We start from the raw sequence: 14474 nt of genomic DNA on the forward strand, positions 1-14474 counted from the left end.
CGCCAAGGACGCCCGCTCAGACAGCTTCCCGTATGTCGTGGCGGCCTGACGGCCTGATCACCGCCTGAAGTCATGGACCGCTCGTACCGCTTCCGCGCAGGCTCGGAATGTTCCCGCAGCGTGACGACGGCAGCCGGAAATCAACGACGGACGAGATCGCAGCGTATCGCCGGCTGTTGCGCCCGCCTGATGCCCCGAAACAGCCCGCATTCCTTTGAACTCTTCTTCGACCTGGTCTACGTCTTCGCCCTAACCCAACTCACCCACCTGCTGGTCGACAACCTTCACTGGGAAGGGGCGTTCGAGGCGTTCGTCCTGCTCCTGGCCCTGTGGTGGATCCGGCGACGATGACCATCTCCGCGGCCGTGTCGGCCCCGACACCGAACGCGGCGACCAGCTGCGGCACAAGCTGGCCGGTCAGCTCAGCGAGCAGCGCCTCGTGGGTTTTGATCTCGTCGTTGAGCTGCGGTTCAGGTGGCTCGGTTGGGCTTGGCGTCCGTACTCTCGGCGATCGTGGAGGATCATGGGCAGTACATGAGGTATCAACAGGACCGGACCGTGCTGGCAGCGATCGGGATTCATCTTGATCCTCAAATCGGTCGAGTCGGCGTGCGGTTGCCTCGGTCTGTGGCTGACTCGGCGGTTGCTGCTTGGGATCGCGAGGAAGTGGGCGGGATCGGCGAAGAGAGTCGCGAAGAGTACGAACTCCGTGATGATGCCGCCGAGCTGGCGTTGATCGGCCTGGCGATCACCTCGCGCGGCGTGTGGGACGGTGATGAGGTCGTCGTCGACCTGGATGTCGTTCAGATCGCGGCGGCGTTGCGGGCTGCACGGTAGTCAGACCATGGCAGCCAAAGGGCGTCCGCCCCAGCGGATGCCCTTTTCGCTGCGGACGCGGGCACGCTCGCGGCGTTGAGCTGCGAGGACGTCGGGGTGGCGGGCGTTGATGTTGCGCCAGCGCAGGTAGGCCTGCAGGGCCCGGGTCAGGGTGGTGTGGTTCGGGTGGTTCGAGCCGGCGATGACGAAGGTGCGTAGCGGGCCGAACGGCGCTGTTGGGTTCTCGAGTCGGTAGACAGGTCGAACCTCGTGTGCCGGTTGGGAATCAGATCGCTCGGGCGAGTTCGGTGAACGCTGCGGCGATGCGGAGCGCCGGTGGCGCCTCGTGTCCGAGTTCGTAGTGTCCGCGTCGCACGTTCTGCATAAACGCGTGTCCGGCGATGACCACCTGCGTGCTCCGGTCGGTCCGTAACCCGCGCATCGGTCGTAACCGGTGCTTGAGCTGGCTATGGTCGGCCTCGACCGGATTGTTGGCGTACCGCTCGACGTGGTGCCGGGCCGACGGGACGAGGTCGTCGAGGACCGCCGGGTAGACCGGCGAGGCGTCGGTGACCACCTCGGCGGGCGTCACCTTCAGCATCCGCAGCGCCCGCTGGAAGAACCGTCGAACCGCAGTGGCATCCCGGCGGTCCGACACGAGGACATCGATAACCTGGCCATGCTGGTCGACCGCCCGGTAGACGTACCGCCACACGCCATTGACCCTTTACATAGGTCTCGTCGACGCACCACCGGTCACCAGGCGCGTGCCGGTGGAACCGGGCGGCATCGGCCAGCAGCGGTGTGAATCGCTGCACCCAGCGGTACACGGTCACGTGGTCCACCTCAACGCCCCGCTCTGCCAACAGCTCTTCGACGTCGCGGTAGGAGAGGTTGAAGCGCAGGTACCACCGAACCGCGAGAATGATGACCTCGGGCGGGAACCGGAACCCAGCAAACACCGACGGCGGAGACCAAGATCGGGAACGAGACGGCGACCTCACCGGTTCAGCTGACCACAACGATCATGCAGGCGATCGAACATGCCTCGTCCAAGGCAACAGACCCGGTCAAGCGGATGTTCACCGCACCGGCGCCGGATCTCGCCTGGTGCGGCGACATGACCGAGATCCGCACCGACGAGGGCAAGCTCTATCTGGCCACCGTCATCGACCTGTACTCGCGTCGTTCTCGGCTACGCGATGGGCGCCGACCACGGCGCCGGGCTGGTCGTCGCCGCGTTGAACATGGCCGCGGTCACCCGCGGCGCACCACCGCCGGCTCGTACGCGACTACGAAACCCGACCCGACAGCTCCGCCAGCACGATCACCCTGGTCAGCACATCGCCAACACGGGCTTGGGCCTCCCTGGCTAGAGCCGGGGCGGCCGGTCGCGCGGCGGGGCTACGGCATCGTGGCGCGGATGGCGTCGAGGTACGTCACGACGGCGCGGACCCGGCGATTGTCCTCGGCCGATACGGGGATGCCCAGCTTGCTGAAGACCGAGCCGATGTGCGTCTCGACGGTGCGTTCGGTCAGCCAGAGCTGCCTGGCGATGGCCGCGTTCGAGCGTCCCTGCGCCATGAGTTCCAGCACCGATCGCTCCCGTTCGGTCAGGGTCGCGACGGGGTTGGTCGCTGTGGCCTGTCGCAGCAGCGTCGCGACCACGGTCGGGTCGAGGGCGCTGCCGCCGTGGGCGACGCGGGCCAGCGCGTCAAGGAACTCGTCGACGTCGAGGACGCGGTCCTTGAGCAGATAGCCGAACCCCTCGCCGCTGGTCACCAACTGGATCGCGAACCGGGTCTCGATGTGCTGGGAGAGCACCAGGATGCCGATGCGTGGATACTTCCGGCGGATCTCGACGGCGGCTCGCGCGCCCTCGTCGGAGTAGTCCGGGGGCATCCGGATGTCGGTCACCACGACGTCCGGATCGTGCTCGGCGACCAGCGCGAGCAGCGTCTCGGCGTCGCCGCACCGGCCGACCACCGCATGTCCGCGGTCGGTCAGCAACCCGGCGAGGCCCTCCCGGAGCAGGGCCGCGTCCTCCGCTATGACTATCCGCATGGCAGCACCATTTCCACTGTGGTTCCGTTGCCCGGCTGGCTGGTGACCGCGACGGAGCCGCCGCAGGCTCGCGCCCGGTCTGCCATGCTGGACAGTCCGCCGCCGTCGGCACGCGCGGCGGCTCCGCCCCGGCCATCGTCGCTGACTGACACCCGCAGCGTCGCGCGGTTGACGCTGCCCTCGATGACCACCCGGGATGGGGCGGCGTGCTTCACCGCGTTGGTCACCGCCTCGCAGGCGATGAAGTACGCCGCCGCCTCTACCTCGGTGGGCAGGCGTTGGTCCGGGACGTGGACTTCCACCGGGACGGGGCTGGTCTGCGCCAGGTCGTCGAGGGCGGCGCGGAGCCCGTCGTCCAGCCGCGCCGGCCGGATCCCGGCCGCGATCGTCCGCAGGTCCCGGATCGCCTCGCCGACCTGCCGTACGGCGTCGTCGAGGGCCGGGGCCAAGACGGTGGCGCCGACCGGCAGCGAATGCTGCAGGCGGCGTAGCGCGATGCCGAGAGCGACCAGCCGCTGCTGGGCTCCGTCGTGCAGATCGCGCTCGAGCCTGCGCCGTTCCAGGTGACCGGCCTGGACGATGCGGTCCCGGGATGCCTGCACCTCACGCAACTGGTGCTGGACGTCAAGCTGGAGGCGGGCCATCGCCAGGGTGGCCGCCGTCTCCCGCAGCACAACGCGCAGCAGCTCCGGCTCGAAGGTCAGGGCGACTACGTGTTCGACGGTGGCGACGTGGGCCCCGGCGAACCGTACCGGGGAGAGGACGCGGCCGGCGTTCCCGGTCGGCACGGCCGGCTCGTCATCGATGGTCCGCCAGCCCGATTCGCCCACGAAGTAGACGCGCAGTGATGGGTCGTCGAGCGCCCGGCCGAGCACGGCGACGACGTCAGCGAGCGTAGCGTCGCCGTGGTGCAGCCGCCGGGCGTAGTCGCGCAACCGCGCGACAGCGGCGACCTTGCGCGGCGCGAGGCGGCGGTCGATGAACCGCTGGGCCCGGGCGCGCGCCGGGAGGAAGACGGCGGCGGCCGCCGCTGTGGCGAGTGCGGTCACCCACGGGGAGCCGGCCCCGAGGAGCCTACCGGTGGCGGCGGCGACTACCACGAATACCGCGACGACGAGCGGGGTGAGGGTGGCGTAGACCAGCGCCCGGTTGATCAGCTGCTCGATGCCGTAGAGACCGTGTTTGGTGATGGCGATGAAGACGGCCGCCACCACGAGCAGCTGGGCGGTTGACACGGCGAGGTCGACGTACCCCATCTCCAGCACGCCGAGCAGTGCCAGGACGCAGCCGATCAGTGAGATCGGAGGCAGGATCGCGGCGACGGTGAGCCACCGCAGCTGCAGCAGCCGCTCGCCCGCCGCCCGTTGGAGCCGGCGAGCCGCGAGCATCACGCTGGTGACGAGCAGCCCCCAGAGGGCGAGCCACGCCACGGTGAACGCGGCGGCGGCGAGCGGGGCCAGCACCGGTACGTGCAGGACGTTGGGCTCGCCGTCGTACGGGGCCGGGGTCACGGGGGCCCGCACGATCCCGGCGGCCGACATCACCGCACAGGCGGCCAGGATGCCCCAGAAGCACCACCGGCCCAGCCGGCCCGGCCGTCCGTCGGGGAAAAGCAGCACGATCGCCACCGGCCAGGCGTAGATGAAACCGAAGAAGGCCTGCGGGGCGGCGGCCAGCAGATAGGCCATGGACTCGACCGGCCCGGCCGGTAGGGCGCCGGACTCGATAGCCGCGATCGCCGCGACCCGGGCGCCCTGGACTCCAACGACCAGGACGCCCGAGATCAACAGCGTCCAGCCCACCCGGTTACCGTTACGCCGAATCACGATCAACGCACCCACCACCACCGGCGCGAGCCGGGCCAAGACGCCCACCGGCAGCAACCACGGATCGACCGCCCCAGCCAAGATCGGATGGACGAGGGCGAGCCACAGATCGCTGACGGTCACCAACAGTGCCAGGGCGACGGCCGCCCCAGCGGTCACGTTGACACCTGGCCGGCGACTCATGCCCAGAGCCTAGGTCGGATCGACCAGTAAGAGATCCGGGACAGCACGGAGGATGAGGCGCCTGTCCCGGTCCAATCCGGCCCGCCGCCGCTCAGCCACCGATCCGCGCCGGCCGCAGCGCCCATAGGGCGACGACCGCCAGAGGCAGCGTCCGGGGGACGGTGTCGTAGACGGCGAGGCCCAGGCTGAACGGCCCCAGAGGCAGGACCAGACCGACGAGCAGCGAGGCGTTGATCCTTGACACGGCCCGCGAGGACAGCTTGGCTCTTGCCGGAGGCTCGAGTGACCGGAGCCGCTCCGGCGTATGCCTTGAAACCTCCGGCGCCGGCGAAGCGTGATCGGTCGTCGCCAACTTCGGCCAGTAACCGGGCGCCGCTGAGCGGGCCGAGGCCGGGGAACCTGGTAACGATTTCAGCGTCGGGATGGGTTTCGAAGGCCCGCAACCGGCTGTGCCTACAGCCGCCTCGCCGCGATCAACGAGCAGCTTCAATCATGAACGCGTGCTAGCACGGAGTGAGGACCGGTGCTGGCTCCGATCCGTCGTCGGAGGCGGCTGCTTAGCGTCGTGGTATGACGCAAGCCCTGGCTGTCGAAGCAACGACAAAGGCCCAGCCTCGGCTGTTATCACTCGAACGCGACCGATGTTCAGTGGGAGATCGCCGATCGACCCGGCAGGGCGGGGAACCAACGGTGGCGGATCCGCGTCTGCCGGCTCACCGGCGCCCGGTGTTGAGTTCCTGGCTAATCCGGCCCGGAGAGTCTTCAAGCTCCTCAATGGATTGAGTACAGCGTCGCCGCCTACTCCCATCCCCGATGAAGGAGGGGACAGAAGATGATCTACGGCAGGGATCGTTTGTCGGCTGGCGGCCGCCCGGACCACGACCGGCGCGGCCATCGCGCGGGGCCCCCGGCGGACATGTCGGCGACCTCGGCCAGCTACGGCTGGATGATGGGGGATCCGACGTCGTCCGGCCGGAACTCCCCGTCGTCCCATACCGGCTCGATCTACCGGACTGGCTCGATCTACCGGGCCGGGGGGATGGGATCGGCGGACCGCCGGTCCACCGGCCGGGATCTCCCCCGGTGTGGGCGCGGCAGCGTGGTGGGCCAGGCGCGGGGTATTCGGGAGCGCAGCGAAGGCTATGGGAACGGCAACGGGGAGAGTGTGCTGGCCTTCCGCGTTGAGCGGTACGACCGGGCCGGTAACCGGATGCGTCCGGTACCCGTACAGCTGCGGTCGACCGGGTACGACGGCTCACTCACCGAGGGTGACGAGGTCCGGGTCACCGGCCGGTGGAAGGACGGCACGCTGCACACCAAGCGGGTGCAGAACCTGACGACCGGCGGCTCTGTCCTGGTCCAGCGGATGTTCCTGCCCGCTCTCGCAGCCCTCATCGTCCTCGCCCTCTTTGTCGGCGGGGCCATCGCACTGTTCCAGCACGGCGACGGCGTTGCCGGGGAGGGGCGGGAGAGCACGCAGCAGGAGTTCCAGGAGCGGGTTGATCAGCAGCAGACGGAGTTCGAGGAGAGCCGGGACCGGGCCTGGCGAGAGTTCTGCGAGGACACCGGGCGGGACGGGGACCCGTTTCCGGGCTGCTGACCCGGACCGTACCGGGTGGCGGGCCGGTGACCGGGAGGACGGCATGACGATGACCATCGGGGCGACGACGGAGAGCGTTGACTACCTGCAGCGCATGGTGATGGTGCCCCGGCTGGCGGTGCCGCGGACCGCGGGCCTGCCCGAGACGCGGCGGATCCTGCGGGTGCGGGGCGTCGGGCGGTCGGACCGGGTTCCCCGGGCCCGGCCGCAGGGATCTGAGGAACCCTGGCGGGCCCGGACTGCGGACCTGATCACCGGCCTGTACGGATACCGCATCCCAGTGATGTTCCAGATTCGTGGCGACCCGCACGGCGTACGGGTGCGGTGGGGTACCTGGTCGTCGAGTGCGGCGGCAACGGGTCGGCAGGACCGACGGCGGGACGTGCTGCGGGCGGTGCTGGGCAGCCTCTACACCACACTGGACGTCGAGGAGGAACCGCTGGCCGGGTGGCGCCCACCGCTCGCCGGGGCGAACCCGGAGGTCATGCCGTCCGGCGGATTCGCGCTCGGCGTGCCGGATCCGGTCGGCATCGATTCCGGTGACGGGTCGGCGCCGGTCGACCGGATCATCGCCGCCCTCGCCGGCACCACCTGGACCGCTCTGGTGCTGGCCTATCCGCTGACCGAGCCGGTCGTGGCCCAGGTACGCCAGCAGGTGCTCAACGAACTGCGGGCCGTTGAGACCGGGGCGCGGGCCGAAGGCGCGCCGAGCCCGTTGGCCGAGCATTACGCCGCGCTGCTCAAGGTGTCGCTGGCCGCCGCCGGCGACGGGCTCGCCGCCGGAGCCTGGCGGACCGCGGTGTATCTGCTCGGCGACGAGGAGAGCTACCCGAAACTGGCGACCGCCTGGCGCAGCGTCTTCTCGGGAGTCCGCTCCCTGCCGGAACCGGTCCGGGTGCACGACCTGGTCGAGGTCGGGGACCTCGCCCGCGACTGGGCCCTGCCGGACCAGCCCGGTGAACCCGGCCCCGGCCTCTACCGGCGCCCCTTCGAGCTGCAGTCGCTGCTCACCACGACACAGCTCGCCGCCTACGCGCACCTGCCGGAGCTGGAGACGCCCGGATTCGCCGTCGAAACCGTCGCCCACTTCGACAGCGCGCGCTCCGCCGGACGCAAGGACGGGCTGCCGATCGGGCGGATCCTGCGGCAACGGCGAGAGACGGCCAACGACTACCGGGTCACGCTCGGATCGCTCACCCGGCACGTGTTCGTCGCCGGAGTCACCGGCTCAGGCAAGACCAACACCGTTCTGTCGCTGCTGACCGCCGCCGACACGGCCCGGGTGCCGTTCCTCGTCGTCGAGCCGACGAAGACCGAGTACCGCGTACTCCTCGCACACCCCGCCCTGGGGGCGCGGCTGCGGATCTTCACCGCCGGCCGCGACGACGTCTCACCACTGCTGCTGAACCCGTTCGAGGTGCCCGGCGGGACCACCGTCAGCGAGCATCTCGACCTGGTCCGGGCCGCTTTCGCCGCCGCGTTCGGGATGTGGACTCCGCTGCCGCAGATCCTGGAACGCTGTCTGCACGACATCTACGCCGACCGGGGTTGGGATCTGCGGACCAACCGGAACGTCCGGCTGCACGACGGCGACGACCGGACGCTCGCGTATCCGACCCTGGCGGACCTGGTCAGCAAGGTGCACGAGGTGATCCCCACCCTCGGCTACGAAGACCGGATCGCCGGCGACCTGCGGGCCGCGCTGGTCACCCGCCTCGAGGGACTGCGCACCGGCGGCAAGGGGGCGATGCTCGACGTCACCCGCTCGCTGCCCGACGAGGAACTTTTCGGGCACCCCACCGTCGTCGAGTTGGAGGGCCTGGGCGACGACGGCGACAAGGCCTTCGTCGCGGCGCTACTCATCGTCCGGCTGGCCGAGCACCGACGCTCCGCCGGACACCGGGCAGGGCTGACGCACCTGCTGGTGGTGGAGGAGGCGCACCGCCTGCTGGCCAACGTCGCCGGCCCAACCGCAGAGGGAGCGGCCGACCCGCGCGGTCAGGCGGTGGCGACGTTCTCGAACCTGCTGGCGGAGATCCGCGCGTACGGGCAGGGTGTGGTGATCGCCGACCAGGTGCCGGTGCAGTTGGCCCCCGGCGTCATCAAGAACACGGACCTCAAGGTCGTCCACCGGATCGTCGCCGCCGACGACCGCGCCGTGATGGCGGGTGCCATGGTGATGACCGAGGAGCAGGCCCGCACGCTCGCCGTACTCGAGGTCGGTGAAGCCGCCGTGTTCAGCACCGGCGACGACGCCCCGATGCTCGTACGCGTCCCGCTGGTCAAGGACCCGCTGGCGCCGACCCCGCCGAACGACGACGCCGTCATCGGGCACATGACCCGATGGCGGTCGGACCCGACGGTGCGCGCGCTGTTCCTGCCCCGCCCGTTCTGCGCGCAGACCTGTGTGGACGCGCCCGAGGCCTGCGCCGCCGCGCGCCGGCTCACCGCCGACGAGTACGTCCAGCGCGCCGTCGCCCGACTCGTCCTGGCGACCATCGACGAACCGGGGGCGATCGACCGGCTCTGGCCAGACCTGCTCGCGGCGGTGAACGCAAGACGGCCGCCCCGGACGGCCCTGCCCGCCCTGCTGCGATCGCTGGCCGGCCACGCCGCCGACTGGTACGCACAGCGGCGCGGCGCGCAGTCCGGGTGGAAATATTCGGACGCGCTCGAACTCACCGCCCGGCTGCGCGCCGTCCTGCTGGACAAGTTCGACACGTACGACCCGGACCGGACCGCCCAACTACGGACGGCCCTACGTGACGTCGCCCACCGACTGCACACCAGGACGTTCTCGCCGTACCCAGTGTGTGAGCACGTGTGCGACCAGAAGCCGGCGATCTGCCTGTACCGGCACGCGGTAGCGGACGTGGTCGCGAGCCGCCGCTACCACGAATCGTGGCGGACCGCCGACGTCGCCGACGCCCGGTCAGCCGCAGGACGACGGGAGGAGACCTGGCAGGTATGCCAGGACGCGGCATACGAGATCACCGAGTTCCCCGAGGAGAACACGACACCGGAACTGAACGCGCGGATCGTGGCCAATGCCAAACGAGTTTGCCTCTGCTTCGAGCAACAGATGCTCGCCGACGACCTCCGCAAGTCACCCCGGACCACCCGGCGAATCCTCGCCCGGGTCCTGACGGAGGCCGGGATATGACCACGGACCCGCCAGGCGGGAAGAGCGACAACCCGACGGCCAACGGAAGTCGATCCGGTACGGACAGCGGCGAAGGAAAGCACGAACAGCCCGAGGACGGGGCCAGGGCGGCACCGGCGGACCCGGCAAGCCGCAGCGAACGCCTAGACCTCGGGCGCGCCGGCAACGGGCAAACAGGGGCCAGCGGTGACTCGGGCGGCACAAGCAGGCCCGAGTCGGGGCCACAGTTGTTCCGGCCGGTGGAAAAGAGTCCCGAGGAGTTGCGAAAGGACACCGAGTCGACAACCAAGGCGTCGAACGCGACCTGGGCAGAGCAAAAGGACAAGTGGGAACGCAGAATGAAGACGCGGTTGAGTTAACCAGGAGCCAGCCATGAGCGAGAGCACGAACGACGTCGAGGCCCGAACCGACCGCGCCGGTTTCTCGGAATCGCCCGTGGCGTGGGGTGACGACTCGTCCACCCGCAGCGAACGAAGCGGCCTGGACGGCGCTACCGCCCCGGGCCTGGACAAACCCACGGCTCGCTCCGGTGACTGCGGAACCGGTGGTCGCGACGGCGCAGACGATCGGCACGGATCCCGCCACCCCTTGGAGGGAAGGAGCGGGCCAGGAAACCGTGACGCGACCGCGTCCGATCAGTCCTCCCGCGCCGAACGGGCGTGGCTCGGCGTCGCCGCCGTGACGAGCAGGGGCGTCGGTTCGGTGAGTGCCGGGCTTTCCGCTGCAACGAACGAGGTCAGGGCGGCGGCGGCTGCCGTGGGAGAGGGGATCGCCGCGTCCGGCCGTGGGGCACAGGAGGGCGTGCACGCGGCCCAGGCTGCGGTAACCGGCATGACTCCCACGCTGGAGTCAAAGGTGGCCGCCCTAGAAGACGTCGCGAAGGCCGGCGTGACAACCGTCGGCGATATGGCGCGGGAAACGAGGACCACCGTAGGCGGGGGCGGCGACGGCATGCGACAGGGGCACAACGGCGACCCGACCAAGGAACCCGCCGATAAGGCCGACGACCAGCACAAGACCGACCAGCACAATGCGGAGTTGACAGCCTCCGATCTGGCTCTCCACATCGCGAAGACGGCGGGGTCACTGACAGTGCAGAACATGGCGGCCATGACCGGCGCCGAAATGGTGTGGACGGAAATGAACGTCGCCAGGGATATGTTGTCGGACGATCCCGCCCGACAGACACACGGTGAACGGGTCATCAACGCAATCCCTGGCGCACTATACGAGGCGACATATCCCGTCCTTCCCGAGTTTGTCGGGGCCATCGCCAGGGAGATGCGGGACGGGGCGAGCATCGGCGACGCAGCTTTCGTAGCCGTGGAGAAAGCCATCGCAGTCGCACCGTTCCATGAGGCGGTCACGCACTTCGAGAGAGCCGAATCCGCGCACCGGCGCGGTGACATCCCCGGTTCATGGGAGGAGTTGGTGAGGGGCGTCAACAGTTACCTGCTTGAGGTGGTAAAGATTGCAGGAACGATCGAGCTTGGAGTGCTCGGTGCCGAACTGATGTCGGCGCGCCTGACGGCTCTGCTTGGCGCCGTGGCGGAAGCGGGAGTGGCCAGAGCCGGGGCTGCGACGGGAGAGGGTGCCGCGGCAAGGGCTGCGACGGGAGAGGGTGCGCTGACCGAGAATGTGGCGGCGCATGGCGAGGGCACGGTGGCGGAGACGGCGGAGCAGGCGACAGACCGCTTGACCCGCGAGCAAGCGGCGGACAACGCGAGCGACGAAGCGCTGCGTATCGACGACGACAGGTTCTCGACACCTGAGCTTCTGCTGAAATATCAGCACGAAATCAACGAGGCCTCACACGAGTACGCCAGGCTGACCAATATCGAAAGTAGGAAGAACATCGCGAGCGCGGCGGGCGGGGACCAGGGCACCAGCGGGTGGGCTGGCGAAAAGGAAGCCGCAGCCGAGCGGGCGCGCATCGAGGGAAACAGAGCAGGACACGAAACCAGCGAGCACGCCTTCGATCCCGCAGGCGAGGAGGGCAAATACGAGTGTTCACATTCGGAACGACATGCGGCGGCCGGTACCAACAGACAAATCTTCGGCTCGTCTAAGTCGGTGTGCGAGAGCTGTCGAGATTGGTTCTCCCACCGGGCGGAGTCGCAGGAAGCGCCCCAGTTCATCGGCGATCCGGACGGCGTACGTGTCTTCGAGCCGGATGGGAGCCGACACTTGATGCCCCACCCGAACAAGGCGGCGGCCGTCGACGAAGCGGCCGGACGAACGCGGATCGACACCACGGTGTTGTCGGAGACGGGCGAGTCACCACGAGTGCGCGTGGACCCCACGGTGTCCGAACACGGGCAAGCCCCCGCAGTCGTCCGAGGGCGCCTCGCTCGGCAATGAGGACATGGACCCGCCCGAGCGTCCCGCCGCGAAGAGAGCCCGCGTCCGGTGATGCCGGCAGTTCAGCCGCGAGAAGTACATCTCCGCCGCTTCGGCGTCGTCTTCCGGCGGGTCGACCGGCAGATCGGGGTAGAGCGCCCGTAGCCCGTCCCAGCCTCTGCGGGCGATGTCGGCCTTTTCCGCGACCAGCCCTTCCCAGGTCGCGTGCACGGTCACCTCGTTGCCGTGCTGGTGAACCCATTCCAATACGTGTACCTCGGCGCCGATCGTCGTCGTGCCGTCCATGGCGTTGCCTCCGATCTCCGAGCCGCGTCGCGCGGCCGGCGGCGACCCGCCGGGCGGACCCGGCGAGCACCGTCATACCTCGCGGTTGGGGTGCCACCCGGCTGCAGTCGTAAGCTCGTCGTCGCCTGCCGGTGTGAGTCCGGTCCGGGTAGCTGCCAGGAGGCCCGGTAGCAGGCTGGCGGCTCGATCTGGAAACGGGTCGGGTCGAAGCCCAGCGTCGAAAGCCCTGTGGGGGAGCGACTGAGCGGTCCGTAGCATCAAGCGAAGCCTGTGGCGTCGTTAGAGGTCTCGCCTTCGGGTGGGGCAGAGGGAGTGCCGAGCCCCCGAATTCAGGGTGAAGGCCATGGAAGCGGTGTAGCGCCTGGATTGCAGCCGCGAAGAACTCCCCGGCGTATGGGGCGCGGAACGTTCAGATGGTGGCGGCGGGAACTGGGGAGACCCTCCCCAGCCCGGTGATCTGCGGAGTGTTGCCGGAGCGTGGCGTCCTATAACCGATGATCTCGGGAAGTGGATCGCTGGCTGGGAGGGAGTCGGAGGCGGCGGTAGTACCGATCGAGCCGGGCGGACAACATAACCGCCGGTGATGGGAAGGGCCGCTGCTTCGTCGATGCGTACTGCTGGTGAAGGGGTGCCCGGTGAGTGCCGTTTCGGCTAGTCCCGCCGCGTTGGGGTCCGCGTTGGACCCGGTTCGAGCTTTGCAGCATGCGCTGTACCGGGCGGCCAAGGCCGATCCCGGGCGTCGGTTCCATGCGCTGCGGGACAAGGTCTTCCGCAGGGACGTCTTGTGGCGGGCGTGGGTCGCGGTGCGCCGTAACAACGGTGCCCCGGGCATCGACAAGACCACCTTGGACCAGGTCGAGGAGTACGGGGTGGCCCGGCTCCTCGACGAACTGGCCGCGGAACTGCGGGACGGCGGTTATCGGCCGTTACCGGCCCGCCGGGTGTTCATCCCGAAGCCGGGAACGACCGAACGGTGGCCGTTGTCGATTCCCGCGGTTTGTGACCGTATCGTGCAGGCGGCGGTGAAGATCGTGCTCGAGCCGGTCTTCGAAGCCGACATGCTGCCGTGCAGTTTCGGGTTCCGCCCGAAACGGTCGGTGCACGATGCCCTGCAGGTCCTCATCGATGAGTCCTGGCGGGGTCGGCGGTGGGTGGTCGAGACGGATATCGCCAACTGCTTTTCGGCGATTCCGCACGAGCAGTTGATGCAAGCAGTCCAGGAACGGGTCAGTGACCAGGCGGTCCTGAAGCTCCTGCGGGCGATGCTGCGCGCCGGGGTGATGGAGGACGGCCAGGTCCGGCGACCGGTCACCGGCAGCCCCCAAGGCGGGGTCATTTCGCCTTTGCTCTGTAACGTCTACCTGCACCGACTCGATCGGGCGTGGGACGTGCGAGCGCATGGGGTGCTGGTCCGGTTCGCTGACGATCTGCTGGTGATGTGCGCCTCCCGGGCGCAGGCCGAGGCCGCATTGGTGCGGCTTCGGGACCTGCTGGCCGACCTCGGTTTGGAGCCGAAGGAGGCCAAGACCAGGATCGTGCACCTTGCCGCCGGTGGTGAAGGCGTGGACTTCCTCGGCTTCCACCACCGGTTGGTGCGCGCCTGCGCCCGCACGGGCGGCAAGCAAGTCACCTTCCTGGCCCGCTGGCCCGCGAACAAGGCCATGCAGCACGCCCGCGACCGGATCCGGCAGTTGACGGTCCGGTCGCGGTTGCTGCTGTCGGTGGAGTGGATCGTGCAGGACATCAACGCGTTCCTGCGCGGATGGGCCGGGTTCTTCAAGTACGGCAACTCGGCTCGGCACTTCGAGAAGATCAGGTACTACGCGAAGTTGCGGCTGGCGTTGGTGATCGCCAAACGGCACAAGCGCAGCCGGAAGTTCGGCTGGCAGGTGCTGTCGTTCCAGTCGGACAACGAGTTGGGCTTGGTCGGCCTGGGGACCGTCGTCGCGCCACGGCCATTCAAACCGTGGCGGCGGGACAAGCCGAATGCCGGCGGTGAACGGCGTCGGTGAGCCGTGTGCGGGAGAACCGCATGCACGGTTCGAAGCGGCGGGAGCTGGAAACGGAGCAGACTGGTCACGGCCACGGCAGTGGGACAGCCACACGGGAAACCGATGGAACGCAAGGCTGCCGGGCCTACCACCACATCAAGCCACCGCGCCAGCTCCCGACCCTA

The 14474-nt window shown here is 69.0% G+C and carries 10 protein-coding genes and 4 pseudogenes; 7 read left to right on the top strand and 7 right to left on the bottom strand.

The genetic code is table 11. The features are described 5' to 3' along the window. Positions 1–189: 189 nt before the first annotated feature. Positions 190–351, top strand: coding sequence for a low temperature requirement protein A (locus tag AAH979_RS41365; RefSeq protein ID WP_346263584.1), 162 nt, complete (start codon positions 190–192; stop codon positions 349–351). Positions 352–558: 207 nt separating this feature from the next. After that, positions 559–837, top strand: a complete 279-nt coding sequence (locus AAH979_RS41370) for a hypothetical protein (RefSeq protein WP_346263585.1) — start codon at positions 559–561, stop codon at positions 835–837. Here AAH979_RS41370 and AAH979_RS41375 read toward each other — a convergent pair. Then, positions 838–1059 (bottom strand): annotated as a pseudogene (locus tag AAH979_RS41375) (IS630 family transposase); the annotation flags it as partial. It lies immediately after the preceding gene. A gap of 43 nt (positions 1060–1102) precedes the next feature. Further along, positions 1103–1778 (bottom strand): annotated as a pseudogene (locus AAH979_RS41380) (IS6 family transposase). Positions 1779–1909: 131 nt separating this feature from the next. On the opposite strand from AAH979_RS41380, the pseudogene AAH979_RS41385 reads away from it, so the two are divergent. Then, a pseudogene (locus AAH979_RS41385) lies at positions 1910–2018 on the top strand (DDE-type integrase/transposase/recombinase); the annotation flags it as partial. Between the two features lie 202 nt (positions 2019–2220). Here AAH979_RS41385 and AAH979_RS41390 read toward each other — a convergent pair. From AAH979_RS41390 to AAH979_RS41405, 4 genes and pseudogenes are all read right to left on the bottom strand, one after another. Next, positions 2221–2880, bottom strand: coding sequence for a response regulator transcription factor (locus AAH979_RS41390; protein ID WP_346263586.1), 660 nt, complete (start codon positions 2878–2880; stop codon positions 2221–2223). Next, positions 2871–4889 carry a histidine kinase gene (locus AAH979_RS41395; protein ID WP_346263587.1) on the bottom strand — a complete coding sequence of 673 codons (2019 nt, stop codon included), beginning with the start codon at positions 4887–4889 and terminating at the stop codon, positions 2871–2873. Before AAH979_RS41395 ends, AAH979_RS41390 begins: the two co-directional genes overlap by 10 nt. Positions 4890–4980: 91 nt before the next feature. Next, a complete protein-coding gene (locus AAH979_RS41400) occupies positions 4981–5133 on the bottom strand; it encodes a hypothetical protein (protein ID WP_346263588.1) in 153 nt (50 codons plus the stop codon). Between the two features lie 22 nt (positions 5134–5155). Further along, positions 5156–5369 (bottom strand): annotated as a pseudogene (locus AAH979_RS41405) (transposase); the annotation flags it as partial. Positions 5370–6099: 730 nt separating this feature from the next. Here AAH979_RS41405 and AAH979_RS41410 point away from each other — a divergent pair. The 3 genes from AAH979_RS41410 to AAH979_RS41420 all read left to right on the top strand — a co-directional run bounded on the left by AAH979_RS41410 (position 6100) and on the right by AAH979_RS41420 (position 12013). Beyond that, positions 6100–6489, top strand: coding sequence for a hypothetical protein (locus tag AAH979_RS41410; RefSeq protein ID WP_346263589.1), 390 nt, complete (start codon positions 6100–6102; stop codon positions 6487–6489). A gap of 43 nt (positions 6490–6532) precedes the next feature. Next, the gene (locus AAH979_RS41415) at positions 6533–9652 is read left to right on the top strand and encodes a DUF87 domain-containing protein (RefSeq protein ID WP_346263590.1); all 3120 of its coding nucleotides are present in this window, start codon (positions 6533–6535) and stop codon (positions 9650–9652) included. A 372-nt stretch (positions 9653–10024) separates the two neighbouring features. Then, positions 10025–12013, top strand: coding sequence for a hypothetical protein (locus AAH979_RS41420; protein ID WP_346263591.1), 1989 nt, complete (start codon positions 10025–10027; stop codon positions 12011–12013). On the opposite strand, the gene AAH979_RS41425 is transcribed toward AAH979_RS41420, so the two are convergent. Further along, positions 11930–12298 carry a hypothetical protein gene (locus AAH979_RS41425; protein WP_346263592.1) on the bottom strand — a complete coding sequence of 123 codons (369 nt, stop codon included), beginning with the start codon at positions 12296–12298 and terminating at the stop codon, positions 11930–11932. The two genes, AAH979_RS41420 and AAH979_RS41425, sit on opposite strands and share 84 nt — an antisense overlap. A 695-nt stretch (positions 12299–12993) precedes the next feature. On the opposite strand from AAH979_RS41425, the gene ltrA reads away from it, so the two are divergent. After that, a complete protein-coding gene (gene ltrA, locus AAH979_RS41430; protein WP_346263593.1) occupies positions 12994–14310 on the top strand; it encodes a group II intron reverse transcriptase/maturase in 1317 nt (438 codons plus the stop codon). The last annotated feature ends 164 nt before the right edge of the window (positions 14311–14474 follow it).

It is taken from the genome of Plantactinospora sp. ZYX-F-223 (genome assembly GCF_039649625.1).
In the GTDB taxonomy this organism is placed as follows: domain Bacteria; phylum Actinomycetota; class Actinomycetes; order Mycobacteriales; family Micromonosporaceae; genus Plantactinospora.